Raw genomic sequence first — 18,213 nt, 5'->3', positions numbered from 1 at the left:
ACCCCAATGTAGACTACATTGGGGTGTTTTATTTGTATTAACTTAATTTATGCCATAACAATAAAGCCGACAACGGCAAGTGCCGCGGCAATTAATGTATAAGGCAGTTGTGTTACTGCATGGCTCATTAAATTACAGCCAGAGCCTTGTGCTGCAAGTACGGTAGAGTCTGAGTAAAAACAGGCTTGGCTTCCAAATGATGAGGCCGATAACAACGCGCCAATAACCAGTGGAATATTAGCGTCAACGGCAGTTGCCAGTGGCATAACTATTGGGATCGACACAGCAAAAATACCCCAACTAGAGCCTGTAGCAAACGCTAACACCGCCATAGCAATAAATACCACCGCCGGTAAGTATTGTGCAGTCATGTACGGGCTCAAACTTCCGATCACAAACTGCGCTAAGCCAATTAAGTCGCACACATCTTTAAATATAAATGCCGCTATTACAGTGCCAATAGCCGGTATCATGCTTTTAAAGCCATCAAGCATGCGCTCTATCATTTCGCTAAAGCTCATTAATTTTTGTAGTGCATAAAAAGGAAGCGTTACCGTCATAGTTGCCAATAAGCCTTTATATACATCTATTTCAAAGTAAACTGTAAAGGCTACTAGTAAAATTATAGGCAGTAAAAAGTTGTGCAATTTTCCTTTAGGGTCGGCATCTTCAAAGCTTTCTTCTACTGCTTTTACAGCGTATTCGTCGGCTGTTTGAATATCACTAAATTGCGCAGGGTCTACAGTGGCCTGCTCAACTTGTGCTAACCTTTCGGCTTTTTTCATAGGCCCAATAGCAGGTATTACACCCAGTACCACTAACAAAACCACCAATACTGCAAACCAGGCGTAAAACATATAAGGAATGGCTTGAATATAAACCGCAATGCCTTTGCCTTCCTCGGCAATGCCGTTATCGACTAACAAGCCGCCAAAAAATACCGCCCAAGTCGATAAAGGGACAAGTACGCAAATAGGTGCCGCTGTTGAATCTACAACGTAGGCAAGCATTTCTCGGCTAACTTTAAATTTATCGGTAATGCGTTTCATCGTTTCACCAACGGTAAGCGCATTTAAATAGTCATCAATAAAAATAACCACACCTAAACAAAAGGTCATAAATAAAGAAGAGCGTTTACCTTTAGTGTATTTTAGCGCTAATTTGCCAAACGCCGATGCACCGCCAGTGCGCACTAATAAAGCGATTAAAGCGCCGAAGCCTCCGCACACGAGTATTAACCAACCTATGGTTTCGTCGGTCATTACTTTAAGTGACGTGCTGGCAAAGTTAGCAAGCACCTGAGCTGGGTCGGCTATTACTAGGCCGACTAAAGCGCCAATAAGTAAAGATAAAATAGGGCGGCGTAAAACAACAGCCAATACCACAACCACCGCTGGTGGCAGTAAACTTAATGCAGAAGGTTCAAGCATTTAAAGATTCACAAAATTAAAAGCATATTTAAATAATAAATTGCTTAACAAAAACAAAGCAGGTAATAGTTATTACGTGCCAAGTCACTGCTTTTGCCGCGTAGGGTGCTTTGCTGTTATGTTAAATTAATAGCGAAAGGGAAACGCGTTGGCTTTGGCGCCAGACGGTGCAAGAGAAGCATGCCGCTATTGTTGTGCCTGTAAAAACATCGGCGCAAAATAATCCGGTTTTGTATTTCAGTCAATAAAAATTTACGTACAAAATAACTTTTTATAGGAGATAACGTGGAGGCCGTATTTAAAACCCAACGTTTATTATTGCGCTATGCAAATGAGCACGATGCAGCCATGTTACTTACTTTGGTGAATCAGCCAAATTTTATAAAATATATTGGTGATAAAGCCATTTATACGCACAGCGATGCCAAGCGTTACATTGAGCAATCGTTTAGGGCATCCCATAAACACCAGGGGTTTGGCCCTTATATTATTACTTTACACAATGGTGAAGTAGTAGGAGTTGTGGGTTTTTATAAACGCGATGTACTGCAACTGCCAGATTTAGGTTTTGCCTTGTTAACCCGTTATGAGAAAAACGGTTATATTTTTGAAGCGGCCAAAGCGCTATTACATAATAGGCACACTCTTGGGATAAAGCAGGTCAGTGCTATCTGCGCAGCTAATAACACCGCTTCTCAGTGTGTATTATTAAAGTTAGGTTTTAATAGGGTAGGCAAGGCGGTTATTAATAATGATAAAACCGCCGTAATTATATATGGTTATTAAAGACGCGCTTGCTCTATGGCTTTTGCTACGCTTAGGTTTATGTTTTGCCAAGTTTGCTCAAGGGTAGCCACTAAGCCATCGTAACCGTCATCTTCTATTGGAACTACATGCGAAAAATTATGCACACTAATTAGGCGGCGGCCGGTTTCTGGGTGGGTGTAATATAAGCGCCACAGGCCAGAAATATCAGCGTTGCCTTGCATATCACCATTAAAGTGGTGCACTTCATATTCAAGCTCGTAAAACGTTTGCTGATCAAGCTCGGTAATTACCGGTAAGCCCTTAATGACCATCCAATTAGGCATTGCATTAAAAAGGGTTTGTTGCGCTGTAGCGGTTAGCATCACATCGGGCGATTCACCCCATAGGTTGTAATTTGCCGCATGAATTTGGTTGCTATCAATTTTCATTGCTATGCCCAAATTATTTAAAGCGCCTCTAAGGGCAACGGTTTGCACTCTTAATTGGGCATCAGTTTCTTTTACATGGCGTGATGATGAAGCAATGGGTTGTTCAAACTGATAATACTGCGTTGCGGTTTGAATTGACGCACTGCACCCTGCAAGGGTAATTAACACGGTTATGGCTAAAAATAAGTGTTTCATTATTGCTTCCTTGGTTGTGGATCAGCAGGGAGTGCTTTGTCAAAAATAAACATATTAGGTTGTTCGTTTAAACCCCGTGTAAGGGGCTGAATTTCTTCACTTAAGCGTTTAAATTCAAGCAAGGTTTGCTGTAATTGATGATGAAACTCAGAGCCGGCCTGATAACTTGCCATGGTTTTATCAAATTGACGCATGGTCACTTCAAACTGCTCCATACTTTTGGTCATTTTATCAAAGTTACGGTTAAAGTCGCCGGGTAAGTTTTGGGTATCTTTTTGGCTTAATAAAGCACGCATTTCGTTAGCAAGCGCTTGGTAGTCACTAAATGTAGCCTGCATTTGCGCTAGGCTGTCTTCAATTTTTAAATCGTTTACCTTGTTAAGCACATCCGAGACCTGATCGGCAAGCACCGTAATGCCGCTAGAAATACTCGGAAATACATCATACTGGGCAAGCTTTGCTAAATGCGCTTTTGGTGCGTCGGGGTATATATCAAAATCTACATACACTGCGCCAGTTAAAAGGTTGCCAGGTTTTAAAGAAGCGCGCATACCATTTTTTATCCAGCCGGTTAGGCTACTTTGCCAAAACTCTTTGGCCGCTGCGCTATCGTGATATAAACGGCCATACTCTATTTTAATCAGTACCGGCACCGCCGTATTATGGTTTTTAAAATGTGCAGGTTTGCCATTAACAATAACGTTAGCGGGGGCTTCTACCACGGTACCAATTCGGGTGCCGCGATATTCCACAGGCGCGCCGGGTCTTAGGCCACGTATAGATTGTTCAAAATCAATAATGTAGTAATCAAAGTCGTAAAAGCGCTCTTCTAGTGCTTCTTTGTAGCTTTGGCTTAGCGAAAAATTGTGGCCGTCTTGGGCTAAGTCGCCTGGGGCTTGTTGCTCTGGTAAGCCAACCGAAATACCTCCTTTGAGGAGTTTACTTAATGAGCCGGTACTTATATTAATACCATCGGCCGACAAATCTATTTCAATGCCGGCATTAACCCAAAATATAGAGTTTAATGTTATGAGGTTTTGATACGGCTCGTTAATAAAAATACCGTACTTCATTGCTTGGTTTTTCCAGTCAAAAGTAGCGGTTTCTATTTGGCCTATTTTGTAGTTTTTAAAAAATATCCCAGTGCTTACCTCTAGCACTTCAGCGTTGTAGCTGAGTAACTGAAAACGCCCACCTTTTACATCTTTACCAATAAGGGCTGGCTCGTCTTGTAATACAAAACGCTCTTTTAGTTTTTTACTCTCCCCCGGTGAAAACTCTAAATAAACACCCGACAAAAGCGTACTCATACCACTAATGCCCGTTTCGTCTATACGGGGTTTAACAACCCAAATTTTGGCATCGTCGGTGAGGAGCTCATTATAGTTTTTGTCTATTTGTGCGCGGGCAATAACGCTATCTTGCGAGTCAGAAAGGCGTATAGCATCAATTTGACCAATTTTAACACTGCGCACTTTTATTTCTGTTTTACCTGCAATAATGCCCTCTGCGTGGGGCATTTTTATATAAATAGTAGGGCCTACATTTGCTTGGTATTGATACAACATCCATATACCAACTAATAAGGCTATCAGTGGAATAATCCAAATAGCAGAAATCTTTGGTTTTGTTGTTACATTAGCCGTTTCGGTCATGCTTTATTCTCTGAATGTTTGTTTTTTGGTGTATCCCACAACAAGCGCGGATCAAACGCATGTGCAGCCATCATTTGGCATATTACCATAACAGTAAAAAATACAATGCCTAGCCCTGGGGTAATTGACATTAAGTTGCCTAGTTGCACTAAGGCAACGAGTATAGCAACAACAAATACATCGATCATTGACCATTTGCCAATAAATTCAGTAAGTTGATAAATTTTAGTATATCCTTTTGTGTGCTTGTTAGCAGGTTTTGCCACCATAATGCATAAAAAACTCAGCACAAAGGCTTTGGCCAGTGGCACCACTACGCTGGCCAAAAATATAATGGCAGCAATAGGGTAGGAACCACTTTTCCAAAGTGTCAGTACGCCGCCAATTAAGGTTGACGGTGACACATCACCCAGGCTGGTGGTGTGCATTATTGGTAATAGGTTTGCAGGTATGTAACACAGCACAGAGGTCACCAACCATGCCGTTGCTTTTTGAACACTGTTGGGGTTTCTTACATGGGTTTTAGTGTGACAACGCGGGCAAATACTACTTTTACACAGTTGATGGCATACATGGCAAGCTTTAATGTTTTGATCAATAGCGCGTTTGGCATGTGCTGCGTCTTCGAGTGTTGTTGCTGGTTTAATATGTGCCCATAAGCGCGGCTTATTTAAATGGGCAAGCGCCGCAATATACATAATAACAAAGCCAATATATGCCCAAAAGCTGGTGCCAAAACTAATGTCGGCAAGCGACATAATTTTAACCATGCTTACTAACACGCCAATTAAAAATATTTCAGACATGATCCACGGCTCAAGGGCCAAGGTAAACTTGAGCAATCGCCTAGCGATGGCCTCAGGCAAGGATTGCAAAAGCCCAAGATGCATAGGAATAAGAATGATCAGTAAGCTCATTGGCAGCGCAATAATGCTTAAATCAATAAATAAGCCAAGTAACTCACTGTCGTAATTAAATAAAATTCGGGCAGCATCGGGCAGGGTGATGGTTTGCGTTATGCCGCTGCTACTAAAAGAAATAAACGGGTAAAACATGCTGCTTAATAGCATTAATAATGAGCCAATACTTAGCGCAACTACTTTACTGTCGTTGTTTACATCGCCTTCGCACAACTTATGGTGACAATGCGGGCACACGGCCATTTGCTTATCGGCTATTGCGGGTATATCAATTATTAGGTCGCAGCACGGGCAAATTGTTTGCAAGTTATAACCATCAAAGAAGAATGTTTACGCAATTTTGCTATATTTAAGTTATTAATACAACGCGATTCATCATTAAGCGCAATAACAATATGTTAAGGATAGATGTGAGGCTGTTATTACTTTGCTTTATTAGCTGTTTTTTTATGAGCCCGCCAGTGTCTGCCGCATGGCAAAAACAGCCAATTGTGATTGCTGCCAGTGCGACTATTCCTCCCTATGTAATAGAAAAAACAGATACGGGTATACAACTTAATATAATTAAAGCGGCACTTATTGAGCAGGGCTTAGACAATATTGTGGTTATTTACATGTCTAACAAGCGCGCCGAGCAGCAACTACATAGCGGTAATGTGGATATACTGCTTAATTACGCAGGAAAGCGCGGCGCAGGTATTTACCCTAGTCAGCCAGTATTGAGTTACAAAAATGTGGCGGTATCACTTAAAAAACGCAACTTTACTATTGATACTATAAAAGAGCTAAACAATAAAAGTGTATTAGGATTTCAACATGCAACAGCTTATTTACCACCCCCATTTGCAAAAGGGTTGCTCAGTTTGCAAGTTATGAAGAAGTAGTCAATCAGCGTGCGCAAGTCGATAGGCTAATGAAAGACTGGGTGGATGTAATTATCCTCGATGAGCGCATATTTCATTACTATAACAATGACTATGCGCACTCATTACCCGTTAATATTCACCCAATTTTTCCCAAAGCCCCACGCCCTGCTTATTTTAACAACGCAGTGCTGCAAAAAACATTTGATAAAGGCCTGCTAACTATAAAAGCAAAGGGAAAATATCAACAAATAATGAGTGGTTACCACTAAGCTCATTAGAAAGCTAAGGGGTACTTAATCAAACAAAGCAACGGTTTGACGTGTCAAAGCAATTAGCTCCCCCGATTGCGACCAAATACAGCCATCTTCTAAGCCATAACCCCCTTTAGCATGATGTGTAATTGCTTCAAAGCCTAACCATTCACCGGGTGTAAGCGTTGGCTCTTGTACAAATTCTAAATACCACGACATGCTGCTTGCAGGAGCCGGCTGTTTAAACATTTGTAATAATGTAGGAGGCCAGGCATCGGTAAGGGCTATTATATGTGCTTCGGTAATTGCCTCTGGGGTATGTTTAAAGCGCATCCAGCCGCCTAAATGCGAGGTCTGTGCAGCGCTAAAAGGCATAGCGCCTTGCTGCGGACATAAATCAACATGTTGGAAAAACTCAGGCATTTGCCCTTCAATAAACGGCAATGTATGACGTGCATCCACAGGCTTTAGTCCCATTTCTTTACTAACCGGTACATTAACACCCGATTGCCTATCAATAGCAAAACACGCTTGGACAATAACGCACACTTGTTCACTCTGAATCACTTTAGCTAATACCTGAGTACTGCTTTTACCTTGGCGTAAAATTTCAACTGACAATGAAAAAGGCGTGTCGGCAAGCAGCGGCCCAACAAAATTAGTGCTTAAAGACAGTAATCGTCTACTTGGGTCAATGTGTTTTCTGATTGCTTGATAAAGTAGTGCAGCAGAAAGGCCACCAAAAGCGGTTCTACCTTGGCACCAATTAGCAGGAAACTCCATTGTATTGCTGTTATTGGCAAGCGAAGCCGAAGAAGAGCTTGAAATAGCAGAGGCTTGTTTTAATAAGTCATCAAAATGCATCGTTAATATCCTTGAAATTATCATTATCAGACATATATAGCACATAACAACTGGTCAGACTAGTTGTGTTGAATAGGTGTATTTGGCGTAAAAAACATCAAACCCTACTTTTATTAAGGTTTTTTGTTAAATAAATTACAAAAAATGAATTTTTTTTCATTTTTACAGTTGAATTAACTTTGTGGCATCCCTATTTACTAGTCATCGAACGTATTAACGAATTTGAAGTTGGAGAAGATTCATGGGTAAAATTATTGGAATCGATTTAGGTACTACAAACTCTTGTGTTGCAGTACTTGATGGTGATAAAGCACGTGTTATTGAAAATGCGGAAGGCGATCGCACAACCCCGTCTATTATTGCTTACACGCAAGACGGTGAGACTCTAGTAGGTCAACCTGCTAAGCGTCAAGCGGTTACTAACCCAACTAACACGTTATTTGCAATTAAGCGTTTAATTGGTCGTCGTTTTGAAGACGAAGAAGTACAACGCGATATCGGTATTATGCCGTTCAAAATCATCAAAGCTGATAACGGCGATGCATGGGTTGAAGCGGGCGGTGAAAAACGCGCTGCACCACAAATTTCTGCAGAAGTACTTAAAAAAATGAAGAAAACAGCAGAAGACTTCTTAGGTGAAGAAGTAACTGAAGCTGTAATCACAGTACCTGCATACTTTAACGATTCACAACGTCAAGCAACAAAAGATGCTGGTCGTATCGCGGGTCTTGAAGTTAAACGTATCATCAATGAGCCAACAGCTGCTGCCCTTGCTTACGGCATGGACAAAAACAAAGGTGAAAACGTTGTTGCAGTATACGACTTAGGTGGTGGTACTTTCGATTTATCAATCATTGAAATTGATGAAGTTGAAGGCGAGCACACATTTGAAGTACTTGCTACAAACGGTGACACTCACTTAGGTGGTGAAGATTTCGATAACCGCGTAATCAACTACTTAGTAGCTGAATTCAAGAAAGACCAAGGCATCGATTTACAAAACGATCCGCTTGCTATGCAACGTGTTAAAGAAGCGGCTGAAAAAGCGAAAATTGAACTATCATCTGCACAATCTACAGAAGTTAACCTTCCGTACGTAACTGCCGATGCATCAGGTCCTAAGCACATGAACGTTAAACTAACGCGTGCTAAACTTGAGTCATTAGTTGAAGACTTAGTAACTAAGTCAATTGAGCCACTTAAACGTGCACTAGCGGATGCTGATTTATCTGTAAATGATATTAACGATATCATTTTAGTAGGTGGTCAAACACGTATGCCACTAGTACAAAAAACAGTTGCTGAGTTCTTTGGTAAAGAGCCACGTAAAGATGTTAACCCTGATGAAGCTGTAGCAGTAGGCGCGGCAATTCAAGGTGGTGTATTAGCAGGTGACGTTAAAGACGTACTATTACTAGACGTGTCTCCATTATCGCTAGGTATTGAGACAATGGGCTCAGTAATGACCGCGCTAATTGAGAAAAATACAACGATTCCTACTAAGAAATCGCAAACTTTCTCTACAGCAGAAGATAACCAATCTGCCGTTACGATTCACGTACTACAAGGTGAGCGCAAGCGTGCTAGCGACAACAAATCTCTAGGTCAATTTAACCTAGAAGGTATTCGTCCAGCACAACGTGGTACTCCACAAATCGAAGTAACTTTCGATGTAGATGCGGATGGTATCTTACATGTATCAGCGAAAGATAAAGATACAGGTAAAGAGCAAAAAATCACGATTCAAGCGTCTTCAGGCTTAAGCGATGAAGAAGTAGAAAAAATGGTTCGTGATGCAGAAGCTAACGCGGAAGAAGATAAAAAGTTTGAAGAGCTAGTAGCAACTCGTAACCAAGCTGATGCAATGGTACACGGTACTCGCAAGCAAATTGAAGAAGCTGGCGATGCACTGCCAAGCGAAGACAAAGATGCAATTGAAGCAGCTGTTGTTGACCTTGAAGCAGCTATTAAGAGCGACGACAAAGCAGAAATTGAAGCTAAAACGCAAGCACTTGCTGAAAAGTCTCAAAAGCTAATGGAAATCGCTCAAGCTAAAGCGCAACAAGGTGGCGCAGATGCAGGCGAGCAACCACAACAGTCTGCTAAGCAAGACGACGATGTAGTTGATGCTGAGTTTGAAGAAGTAAAAGACGACAAGTAATTGTCAGCTAAGCTTCTAACTAGCCTAAACAACATGATTTGCTCAAGTTTTTAGGGTAGGATGAAATTTTGAGGCGCGCAGGCTACAGCTTGTCGCGCCTTTTGTATGTATTTAAGGTTTAAAATTTTCATGATAAATCGATGTGATTTATCGGTTTATCCCGCAGCCTAGCTGCAAATAGAAAAGAGTAGTGTGATAGATATGTCAAAACGCGATTATTACGAAGTTCTCGGCGTAAGCAAAGATGCAAGCGAGAGAGACATAAAAAAAGCGTATAAACGCTTAGCGATGAAATATCACCCAGATCGTACCGCCGGTGATAAAGATCTCGAAACTAAATTTAAAGAAGTAAAAGAAGCTTACGAGATTTTAACCGACGATCAAAAACGTCAAATGTATGACCAATACGGCCATGCTGCCTTTGAACAAGGCGGTGGCGGCGGTCACGGTGGCTTTGGCGGTGGTGGTCAAGGCGATTTTGGTGATATTTTTGGTGATGTGTTCGGTGACATTTTTGGTGGCGGTGGTGGCCGTCGTCAATCGCGTCAACAACGTGGATCAGATTTACGTTACAACATGGACCTAAGCTTAGAAGAAGCGGTCCGTGGTAAAGAAGTAGAAATAAAAGTACCTACATGGGTTAGCTGTAAGCCATGTGATGGCAGTGGTGCAAAAGCGGGCTCTAAGCCTAAAACATGTACTACGTGTCATGGTGCTGGCCAAGTACAAATGCGCCAAGGTTTCTTTGCTGTTCAACAAACGTGCCCAACGTGTCAGGGACAAGGTCAGATTATTTCAGACCCATGTGATAAGTGTCACGGACAAGGGCGCGTTGAGAAAACGAAAACGTTGTCAGTTAAAATTCCAGCAGGCGTAGACACAGGCGATCGTATTCGTTTAACCGGTGAAGGCGAAGCGGGTATGCACGGAGCGCCAGCTGGCGATTTATACGTGCAAGTATCTGTACGCGAACACCCAATTTTTGTACGCGATGCGAATAACTTGTACTGCGAAGTGCCAATTAGCTTTACTACCGCAGGTTTAGGTGGCGAAATTGAAGTGCCTACGCTTGATGGCCGTGCAAAACTTAAAATACCGTCTGAAACACAAACGGGCAAAATGTTCCGTATGCGTGGCAAAGGTGTTAAATCGGTTCGTAGTGGTGCTCAAGGTGATTTAATTTGTAAAGTAGTGATTGAAACGCCAGTTAACTTAAACGAGCGTCAACGCGAGTTACTTAAAGAGTTAGACGAGAGCATGGGCAAAGATAGCTCAAAAAACCGTCCTAAAGAGCAAGGCTTTTTTGACGGCGTTAAAAAGTTTTTTGACGATTTAACTAAGTAATTATTTATCGTAAAAACTAAAAAAACGGTGCTTGATGCACCGTTTTTTTTGGCTCAAATTCATGTGATTTAACCATTTTACTGGGCACGACTTAGCAATATTATAAATTGCGTATACTCAATCGATTAATTCACAGAGCTATTTTGTTGCCTTAGGCAATTGCCCCCACACTGCTTTACCCTTTGTCCCTATACCCTCGTCAATAAAAGGCTTTTTACGTATTTGCTATTAAGTTACTCTTCAAAATGATTAACCCTTATTGTAGATTAATAAAGCGCTTAAAATAATGTGGCTAAATTGTATGACCCCGGCAATAGAATTACTGAAAAAACAAAATGTGCCTCACGATGTACTCAGTTATCAACACGATGCTAATACAACACGTTATGGTCAAGAAGCCGTTGAAAAGTTAAACCTTAACAGTGAGCAGGTATTTAAAACCCTCGTGCTTGAAACCAATGAAGGGCAGTTAATTGTTGCCGTTACACCGGTTTCCCAGCAAGTAAATTTAAAGCAATTGGCCAAACTCAGTCACGCTAAAAAGATCGCAATGGCAAGCGCGCCAAAGGTACAAGCCGCCACAGGGTATATTTTGGGAGGGGTTAGCCCGCTTGGGCAAAAAAAGCGCCTAACCACTTTTATTCATTCAAGTGCTATGGCCTTTAAAACAGTGTATGTAAGTGCAGGTAAGCGAGGGCTTGAGGTAGCGCTTTCGCCAACCGATTTAAAGGCACAAACGAGTGCCACCTATGGCGATTTTTAAAAACCTCCACAAAAACCAACACGCCCTAAACCGTAAATTTTAAAGGCGATAATTTGCTGCTTAGGGTATTTTTAACTACAGTCAAAATACCCTTGTACACTATGCATTATGGCAGTATGTATGAATTTTACTGATGTTAATTTTTTTGCCGTGCTTGTGGCGGCGCTTTCCTCTTTTATGCTTGGCGGTATTTGGTATTCAAACGCTTTTTTTAAAAATGCCTGGTTAGAGTGTACAGGCCTTACGGAGCTTGATTTACAAACAGCAAAACCGGCGTTAATTTTTGGCGGCAGTATGGTACTTGCACTTTTGTCGGCGGTGGTGCTTTCATTATTTTTAGGTAAAGAGGCAGGAATGGGAGAGGGCGCCTTTACAGGTTTTGCCATCGGTTTGTTTTGGGTAGGTAGCTCGCTGGGGCTCAGTTACATTTATGAGCAGCGGCCAATCAAGTTATTTATAATTAATGCAGGGTATTACACATTACAATTTACATTAATGGGTTTTATTATAGGTGTATGGCCCTAAGTACGCTAAATAAGGCGCCACCTTTAAGCGCTAAAATATAATAAAGATAATTATGAAAATATTAGTCGTTGATGATATGCCACTTATGCGCCACGTGTTAATTAATATGTTAAGGCAGCTTGATTACAAAAATGTTGTGGAGGCAACTGACGGCCAACAGGCGTTAAAAATACTGCGTCAGCAAAAATTTGATTTAGTAATAACCGACCTACATATGCCTAAAGTAGACGGTGTAAACTTGCTCGATAACATACGCCACGACCAAGCCTTAGTCGATTTACCTGTTATTATGGTCACGTGTGAAGATAACGCTGATACAGTAAAACAAGTTATTAAAGCAAAAGTGTCGGGGTTTATTATTAAACCATTTAATATGAATGTGTTATCAGCGCAATTAAACCGCTTGTTTTTTAGAGATTAGCGAAACGCTTTTATGGCGTTTTATACCGTACCTATTATTTAATCCCCTGCGTTTTTCTTCACCGCTTATTAGGCAGTTTGCCTAGCTTCTGTAACGTTTTTATTTATTAACTGCTAAAATGCCTGCTTTGTATCTACGTAGATATGTTAAGGAGTGTATGGCTAAGCCAAATAAAAAAGGGCCGACTAAAACAGTCGATATTTTTTGCTCTGCTTGTAAAGCGGCGCTGTTTAAATATAGAAAAGGCGGCAAAGGCGCTTTAGTTAAATGTTTTATAGAGCGAATAACCCAAGATTACACAACTACACCGTGTATTTGCCCCCAATGCGAGCGCCCATTTGCGCGCCCAGCAATCATACGCGGTACGCCAGCTTATAAAATAATTGGCGGTAAGGTTACCTTTAAATAACCCAATACGTTTAAAAATGTAATAACTAGAAAAACTTAGATTTGCTGCTTAGTAAGGCGGACAATTGACCTTGTACCAATAAACAAGCCTGATATACTCGCTCGGTTTTGCTGTTTCAATGATTGAAAAACACCCTCCCCAAGGATAGGGCCAGTTAGTTGGGTTTTTTAAGCAAAGGATAAACGTGTGATAGCACTGTTATTTGATATTGTAGGTATGGCGGGTACTTTCTTAGTTGTTGGTGCATTCTTTTTATTACAACTTAATAAAGCATCCCCAACGGGGTTATTGTACAACATAATGAATTTAACAGGGGCAATTTTGCTGTTAATAAGTTTGTGTTACAACTTTAACCTTGCAAGCTTTGTAATTGAGATTTTCTGGATTGCAGCTTCACTGATCGGCTTATACAAGTACGTTAAAAATAAGCCTCAATTAGCCACTAACTCGTAATTTTAGTACCGCTAATGATGTTTACTGTTGCGAGTCAGTACAGACTTGCAGCAGTTTATAAATAAATTAAGATTTATTGTATTTGTTAACACAAAGTTTCTGTTGTTAGCGCCCATAACCCGTTAAACTAGCGCCCTTAAATTTTATAGCTATTTTGTTGTGAGCTAGGGCATGTTCTCCTTTTCTAAAAAACTTCTTTTATCTTTTGTTGTACTGATAGTGCTATTGTCGGTCGTGTTTTGCTATGGCCGAACTCATTATTATAATCAGGCCGAGCAAAAAGCAGCCCAGCAAGCAACTCAGTTAAAGCATTATATTGATGCTGAGCTTGCGCGTTTTTCAAAAATTCCTCAGCTTCTTACCTATAACAATGAGGTTATTGATTTTTTAGGTGCGGCGCAAAATAACGAAAAAAAGATTAATAACTACTTAGCTGATATACAACAAGCCAGTGGTGCCTCAGATATTTATATTCTTGATGAACAAGGCGCTGTGATTGCAAGCAGTAACTGGCAGGCCGATCATAACTTTTTAGGCAGCGATCTGTCGTTTAGACCGTATTTTAAGCGCGCATTTGCAGGGGAGAAAGTAGCGTATTTTGCCGTAGGTATGCGTACAAAAGAGCGTGGCATCTATTTTTCACAAGCCATTTATAACAATAATCAAGCGGTAGGGGTTGTTGTTTTAAAAGTTAATGTGAACAAATTTGAAAGTGACCGTGAGCTTTTAAATACCGCCAAGGGCAGCCACTTTTACGTGCAGCTAGAAGATAGCGTGATTGCTATTTCAGATATGGAAAATTGGCGCCTGAATACGTTTTCTACGCTTGATATTACTCATCGGCGAGACATCGCTCAGCGTCGAGCGTATTTAGATTATCAACCTAAGCTGATTGCCCATTCAAATTACACATCACAAAGGTTACTGTTTAGCACAATTGATGAGCATAACTATTTATCGGTAGAGCAAAAATTACGTTTTTTGAACGCATCGGTTACCGTATTAGTAAATGTATCTAATGCAAATATTGCCCAATTACCGGCGTTATTTGGCTTTGTGGTAATTTATGCGCTTATTATTGCCCTAGGGTATGTTGTTTTAAGGCGCTTTGTTGGCGTTAAAAAGCTGGTTTATTCCCATCACAGTGTCAGTCAGGAAATTAGTGCACGTACCAATGCTTTTAAAGCACAGCAAGATGCGCTTGTACAATCAACTAAGCTTGCAACAATTGGCCAGCTTAGCATGGGCTTTAACCACGAAATTAATCACCCGCTTAATACCATTAATACTTACTTAGCCAGTGCTAAACGCTTGCTAGCTAAAGGAAAGTTTGAAGCCCTAAACGAAAATTTACAGTTTATTGAATCCTTAGTAGCAAGAGTGCATAAGATAGTTGCACAGCTAAATTATTTTTCTGATTCTGCAAAAGCGATTATTAGCGAAGTGCCATTAAGTGAATCAGTAGCCAAGGCACTTGAGATTAATAAAAACCAGCTAAAGCAGGACAATATAAGTGTTTTACCGCCTAAAATTGACAGCCAATTAAACGTGTTAGCAGATAAAGCGGCCCTTGAAGAAGTGTTAGTTAACTTAATATCGAATGCCAGCCAAGCAATGCAAGGGTGTATTACTCGCGAGCTGAGTATCAGTGCCAATTATCTAAATAATAGTGTGCAACTGTGTATTGAAGATACCGGTCCAGGCATAGAAGTGCACGATATAGAGACTATTTTTGAGCCTTTTTACAGTACTAAATCGGTTGATGGGCTAGGGCTTGGGTTGTGTATTTCTAAGCAAATTATTAGCGCGCTTAATGGCACGCTAAGCGCACAGAACCGCGAGCAAGGCGGCGCTAAATTTATTATTACGCTTCCTTGTGAGCCGCTAACGAGCTAAATAAAAGTAATTTAAGGGCTAAATTATTGAGCGAGTAGTGGTTAATTGTGGCTATTTGTTCCTACAAAAACGGTAATTTTTAGATAGTTAGTGTTATTGCTCGAAAATCAGAACGGCGTTATAGTCGTAGCAAAATGATACACGAGTAGCACCTTTTGGATACTGATAGCACACACACACCGTCACTCAGCGATACGTTTAATGAGCTGCAAAATAGCTTTTTAGCCCAGTCGTACCTCCCGATAGATAAGCGTATCGTATTATTAAAAACGCTGCACAAACGAATTGTTAGCAATGAACAAGCGCTTATCGATGCAGCATCAAAAGACTTTGGCTACAGAACCGCGTTCGATACGTTACTTGGCGATATTCTGCCAACGGTTCAGGGTTTAGCGCACATAATTAAAAAACTGCCAAAATGGGCAAAACCCAGTAAGCGCTCAACTAGCTTGAGTTTGTGGCCATCAAAAGTGAGTGTGACTTACCAGCCACTTGGTGTAGTTGGTGTGATTGCACCATGGAATTACCCCATACAATTGGCATTAGTGCCTGTTATTACCGCCATTGCTGCAGGTAATAGAGTTATGCTTAAGCTCAGCGAATTTACCCCGCATACTAATGCAGTCATCGAAAAAATATTTGCAGACGAGCTACAAGCGCACTGTAAAGTGGTGTTAGGGGCAAGCAATGTAGCGAGTGAGTTTTCTGCACTGCCATTTGCACATCTGCTGTTTACTGGCTCAACGTCAGTGGGCAAGCTGGTTATGAAAGCGGCCAGCGAAAATTTAACTCCTGTTACCTTGGAGCTTGGTGGTAAGTCGCCGGTGATCATTACTGAGCAAGCTAATATTAAAAAAGCAGCGCAAACATTATTGTTTGGTAAAATGGCTAATGCGGGGCAAATTTGTGTAGCCCCAGATTATGTATTTGTGCCTAAGGCCCTTGAGCATCAGCTGGTGCAGCAATTGTGCGAGCTTTATAAAAAGCACTTTAAAGACGGGGTTGAAGGCAAAAACTTAACGTCAATTATTAGCGATGCGCATTACACTCGTTTAGAAGGGTATTTAACACAAGCACAGCAGTTAGGTGCGCAAGTAATTAAGCCGCTAGATCAAAACCAGCAAGACAAACAAAAGCATAGAATGGGTTTGCATATTGTTACCGCGCCTAGCGATGATATGACGCTAATGCAAGATGAGTTATTTGGCCCCATTTTGCCTATTAAAACCTACGAAAAGCTCGATGAGGCAATTAGCTACATAAAAGCGCATAATCACCCTTTAGCGCTATATATTTTAGGCCAAGATAAGCACGCTCAAGATTACATCATGGAGCAAACATTAAGTGGTACAGTTGCTGTAAACGATGCCTTAGTGCAGGTGACAGCAGACGATGTGCCATTTGGTGGCGTTGGGCATTCAGGAATGGGGCATTATCATGGTAAAGAGGGGTTTTTAACCTTTAGTCATGCAAAAAACACCTTGGTGTCTAGCTCGTTTAACCCGCGTACCGCGCTTTTACTCAAACAGAGCAACCTTATTATTAAGCTGCTTAAATTTTTATATATTAAGTAAATTGGTATAAAAAAGGGCAAATGCGAGATGCATTTGCCCTTGTTAAACACTTAGGTTTTGCTAGGCGCAAATTAAAATAAGCGACCTTCACCGGCGTACGTGCCTGCGAGTATTTTTTCGTAGATTTTGTCGGCTTTTTCTTTTGCTTCTTCTATTTCTTTAGGTAGCATTTTACGCTCATCTAGCTTGCGGCTATGGCTTGCTTGCATGTTGCCGTTGTATTCTGCAATGGTGTTCCACACATACGACTTCTCTAAGTCTTTTGGCATGCCTAGGCCTTCAAAATACATGAGCGCAAGATTAAATTGCGCCAGTGAGTAGTTATTAGCAGCGGCTTTTTCGTACCACGTTCTGGCTTGTTTATAATCGCGCGTTACGCCCTCGCCATTTGCATACATAACACCTAAATTAAATTGTGCGGCGGGGAGGTTTTTTTTCGCTGCTTTTTCAAATAACGTAACCGCCATTTGCTTATCAAGCTTTACGCCTTTGCCTTCATCGTATAAAACCGCTAGCGCAAACATTGAGTCAGCGTGATTTTTTTTAACGCCTTCTTTATAAAGCTCTGCCGCTTTAAAGTAGTCGCGTGTAACACCATAGCCGCCCTCGTAAAGCTTACCTAGTTCGTAAATACCAGGGGCAAAGCCTTTATCAGCTAAATATTCAAATTCTTTTAGTGCCGTCGCAAACTCGCCTTCGTTGGCAGCTCTTATACCGTCTTCAAGAGTTGCATGTGCAAATGGGCTTGAAAGCAAAACGCCAGTGAGTATTAATGCTTTTAAATTAAACTGTGACATAGCCATGTCTCCAATAGGTAATAGTTGCAATGTGTATGTATAAAAACCTGTTTTATTGCAACACTTTGTACTTACTATTTAATAGCCACGTATAAAATGGTGCAAGTGCTTGGGGTTAAGTGAAATACTAACGCTTTGGTGATTATATGCTCGTTTAACACTTAGCCAAGCTGTTGTGGTAATTATAGCTTAAATAAGCAATTATATTGCTAATAATGCGCTGTTTATAAGCGTAAGATACAGATATTACAGAAAATTTAAAGCAGTAAAAAAGCGCAAGCCAAAGCCTGCGCTTTTAATGTCATATTAACCGTCACTAATATGAGCAATGTAGCAAGTAGAGATGAACTTTTATGCTATTACTTGGGTCGAGTAAATAATAGCCATTAAGCAGTCACGCGCTTAAAACAAAATGTCAGCATCCATGCTGTATTTCTTCCTTGGGCACTGAGGTCGTTACACTTTATTTATGCGATTAATTATTATTTAGATT

18 protein-coding genes are annotated in these 18,213 nt (G+C 40.9%); 12 read left to right on the top strand and 6 right to left on the bottom strand.

Going from position 1 to position 18,213, the window contains the following annotated elements; translation table 11 throughout:
* Positions 1 to 47: 47 nt before the first annotated feature.
* On the bottom strand, positions 48 to 1,430 hold the full coding sequence (locus tag CWB60_RS04620; protein WP_138579093.1) for a Na+/H+ antiporter NhaC family protein: 1,383 nt from the start codon (positions 1,428 to 1,430) through the stop codon (positions 48 to 50).
* A 285-nt stretch (positions 1,431 to 1,715) separates the two neighbouring features.
* Here CWB60_RS04620 and CWB60_RS04615 point away from each other — a divergent pair, with 285 nt between their 5' ends.
* Complete coding sequence (locus CWB60_RS04615) at positions 1,716 to 2,216, top strand: GNAT family N-acetyltransferase (RefSeq protein ID WP_138579091.1); 501 nt, start codon at positions 1,716 to 1,718, stop codon at positions 2,214 to 2,216.
* Here CWB60_RS04615 and CWB60_RS04610 read toward each other — a convergent pair.
* From CWB60_RS04610 to CWB60_RS04600, 3 genes are read right to left on the bottom strand one after another with little or no spacing between them, the layout of a single operon-like run.
* Positions 2,213 to 2,821: a PqiC family protein gene (locus CWB60_RS04610; protein WP_024031907.1), complete on the bottom strand. Its 609-nt coding sequence runs from the start codon at positions 2,819 to 2,821 to the stop codon at positions 2,213 to 2,215. The genes CWB60_RS04615 and CWB60_RS04610 overlap by 4 nt on opposite strands.
* A complete protein-coding gene (gene pqiB / locus CWB60_RS04605) occupies positions 2,821 to 4,476 on the bottom strand; it encodes an intermembrane transport protein PqiB (RefSeq protein ID WP_029771939.1) in 1,656 nt (551 codons plus the stop codon). Before pqiB ends, CWB60_RS04610 begins: the two co-directional genes overlap by 1 nt.
* Complete coding sequence (locus CWB60_RS04600) at positions 4,473 to 5,639, bottom strand: paraquat-inducible protein A (protein ID WP_236695089.1); 1,167 nt, start codon at positions 5,637 to 5,639, stop codon at positions 4,473 to 4,475. Before CWB60_RS04600 ends, pqiB begins: the two co-directional genes overlap by 4 nt.
* A 206-nt stretch (positions 5,640 to 5,845) precedes the next feature.
* On the opposite strand from CWB60_RS04600, the gene CWB60_RS20920 reads away from it, so the two are divergent.
* Positions 5,846 to 6,280, top strand: a complete 435-nt coding sequence (locus CWB60_RS20920; protein ID WP_249318337.1) for a transporter substrate-binding domain-containing protein — start codon at positions 5,846 to 5,848, stop codon at positions 6,278 to 6,280.
* A gap of 29 nt (positions 6,281 to 6,309) precedes the next feature.
* A complete protein-coding gene (locus CWB60_RS20915; RefSeq protein ID WP_249318336.1) occupies positions 6,310 to 6,531 on the top strand; it encodes a transporter substrate-binding domain-containing protein in 222 nt (73 codons plus the stop codon).
* Positions 6,532 to 6,555: 24 nt separating this feature from the next.
* On the opposite strand, the gene CWB60_RS04590 is transcribed toward CWB60_RS20915, so the two are convergent.
* Positions 6,556 to 7,377 (bottom strand): thioesterase family protein, encoded by an 822-nt coding sequence (locus CWB60_RS04590; RefSeq protein ID WP_138579089.1) that lies wholly within the window; start codon positions 7,375 to 7,377, stop codon positions 6,556 to 6,558.
* Positions 7,378 to 7,618: 241 nt separating this feature from the next.
* Here CWB60_RS04590 and dnaK point away from each other — a divergent pair, with 241 nt between their 5' ends.
* The 9 genes from dnaK (at position 7,619) to CWB60_RS04545 (ending at position 16,923) form a co-directional block, all read left to right on the top strand.
* Positions 7,619 to 9,538, top strand: a complete 1,920-nt coding sequence (gene dnaK, locus CWB60_RS04585; RefSeq protein ID WP_024031902.1) for a molecular chaperone DnaK — start codon at positions 7,619 to 7,621, stop codon at positions 9,536 to 9,538.
* 201 nt (positions 9,539 to 9,739) lie between these two features.
* Entirely contained in the window at positions 9,740 to 10,882 is a 1,143-nt protein-coding gene (gene dnaJ, locus CWB60_RS04580; protein ID WP_024031901.1) for a molecular chaperone DnaJ, read from the top strand.
* Positions 10,883 to 11,183: 301 nt separating this feature from the next.
* Complete coding sequence (gene ybaK / locus CWB60_RS04575) at positions 11,184 to 11,645, top strand: Cys-tRNA(Pro) deacylase (RefSeq protein WP_138579087.1); 462 nt, start codon at positions 11,184 to 11,186, stop codon at positions 11,643 to 11,645.
* Positions 11,646 to 11,765: 120 nt separating this feature from the next.
* A complete protein-coding gene (locus tag CWB60_RS04570; protein ID WP_004588719.1) occupies positions 11,766 to 12,170 on the top strand; it encodes a DUF1761 domain-containing protein in 405 nt (134 codons plus the stop codon).
* Between the two features lie 52 nt (positions 12,171 to 12,222).
* Positions 12,223 to 12,591 (top strand): response regulator, encoded by a 369-nt coding sequence (locus CWB60_RS04565; RefSeq protein ID WP_024031358.1) that lies wholly within the window; start codon positions 12,223 to 12,225, stop codon positions 12,589 to 12,591.
* A gap of 157 nt (positions 12,592 to 12,748) precedes the next feature.
* Positions 12,749 to 13,000, top strand: a complete 252-nt coding sequence (locus CWB60_RS04560) for a hypothetical protein (RefSeq protein ID WP_004588717.1) — start codon at positions 12,749 to 12,751, stop codon at positions 12,998 to 13,000.
* Between the two features lie 186 nt (positions 13,001 to 13,186).
* Positions 13,187 to 13,453, top strand: coding sequence for a CBU_0592 family membrane protein (locus CWB60_RS04555; protein WP_138579085.1), 267 nt, complete (start codon positions 13,187 to 13,189; stop codon positions 13,451 to 13,453).
* Between the two features lie 171 nt (positions 13,454 to 13,624).
* Positions 13,625 to 15,349 carry a sensor histidine kinase gene (locus CWB60_RS04550; RefSeq protein WP_138579083.1) on the top strand — a complete coding sequence of 575 codons (1,725 nt, stop codon included), beginning with the start codon at positions 13,625 to 13,627 and terminating at the stop codon, positions 15,347 to 15,349.
* A gap of 155 nt (positions 15,350 to 15,504) precedes the next feature.
* Positions 15,505 to 16,923 carry a coniferyl aldehyde dehydrogenase gene (locus CWB60_RS04545; RefSeq protein ID WP_138579081.1) on the top strand — a complete coding sequence of 473 codons (1,419 nt, stop codon included), beginning with the start codon at positions 15,505 to 15,507 and terminating at the stop codon, positions 16,921 to 16,923.
* Positions 16,924 to 16,994: 71 nt separating this feature from the next.
* Here CWB60_RS04545 and CWB60_RS04540 read toward each other — a convergent pair whose 3' ends face one another.
* Positions 16,995 to 17,720 (bottom strand): tetratricopeptide repeat protein, encoded by a 726-nt coding sequence (locus tag CWB60_RS04540; RefSeq protein ID WP_024032214.1) that lies wholly within the window; start codon positions 17,718 to 17,720, stop codon positions 16,995 to 16,997.
* Between the last annotated feature and the right edge of the window lie 493 nt (positions 17,721 to 18,213).

The organism is Pseudoalteromonas sp. S327 (genome assembly GCF_005886415.1).
Taxonomy (GTDB): domain Bacteria; phylum Pseudomonadota; class Gammaproteobacteria; order Enterobacterales; family Alteromonadaceae; genus Pseudoalteromonas; species Pseudoalteromonas atlantica.
Note: the sequence above shows the minus strand (reverse complement) of the source record. Positions and strands in the feature narration are given on the sequence as shown.